We start from the raw sequence: 1,034 nt of genomic DNA on the forward strand, positions 1-1,034 counted from the left end.
AAAGCATAGCATTTGACAGGCCAACATAGCCTGTACCTGCAATAGCGATTTTCATATTAAACAATTAAGGCCTATATTTAAGAGAATTTGAAAGTGAAAATGAATCTTTATAAGCAGAAATAATAGTTTTCACCAATTTAAAATCTAACTTAAATACTCCTAAGACTATGTAAAAAAAAGTAATCAAAAGAGGACGATTACAGACAAAAATATTCTCCCCGTATGTTTTTAGTATGTAAAAATGATTACGAAGCATAAAATAGCCTTTCCAGCCACTTAAATCACTAGACTGATTATTAACAAGTAAGCGTTTTGCTCGTGCTTTAAAAGAGCAAACAATTGGGAAACCAGCTTTTCTTGCCCTGATTGAATAGTCTAAATCATCATTAAAAATAAAGAAATCAGGGTTTGGATAACCAACTCTTTTCACTACATTTTTAGATATTAAAGGTCCTTCGAAAGGTACACCCGCGATATTAATTTTATCTAATAGTTTTCTATTATTATAAACATCAACAACAGTTTTAGTTTTTGGGTTTTTACAAAAAACACGCCTTAAGTTATAATCAACAGGAGATATTTCAGCACACGTATCATTTAAATTAAAACGTATTGGCTGAATAATACCCTCTGGAGAATCTTTTATTAGTTCATCAAGACAGTTTTTATCAGGTACAAAATCATCATCCATTAGCCATAAGTAATCATAATCAAACTTTTCAGCAAGAATAAATCCTTTATTAAAACCACCTGCTCCACCTAAATTATCACCTGTATTAAAGTAAGATATAAAGTTATATTTATCTAAAATCTGCTGAACTAAATCTGATGTTGAATCAGAACTGTCATTATCAACAATTATTATATGATCAATATTGTAAGTCTGTTCAACTAAAGATGAAATAACCTTTTTCAATAAATCACACCGATTATATGTAACAACAATTGCAACTACTTTCATTATATACTCATTCTTATTTTAAATATTCAAAATGTCGATCAAATTTATTTAAAATCCCATCGGATACACTTTT

At 28.9% G+C, this 1,034-nt stretch carries 1 protein-coding gene; it reads right to left on the reverse strand.

Annotated elements, in window-relative coordinates:
- Positions 1 to 64: 64 nt before the first annotated feature.
- Positions 65 to 961 (reverse strand): glycosyltransferase, encoded by an 897-nt coding sequence (locus I3255_RS14800; RefSeq protein WP_238039511.1) that lies wholly within the window; start codon positions 959 to 961, stop codon positions 65 to 67.
- Positions 962 to 1,034: the final 73 nt, after the last annotated feature.

It is taken from the genome of Psychrobacter sp. Ps6, assembly GCF_022129235.1.
Lineage (GTDB): Bacteria > Pseudomonadota > Gammaproteobacteria > Pseudomonadales > Moraxellaceae > Psychrobacter.

Bases quoted from the DNA above. Each gene is read 5' to 3' on its own strand.
- I3255_RS14800 (WP_238039511.1), bottom strand. From the start codon at position 961: ATGAAAGTAGTTGCAATTGTTGTTACATATAATCGGTGTGATTTATTG.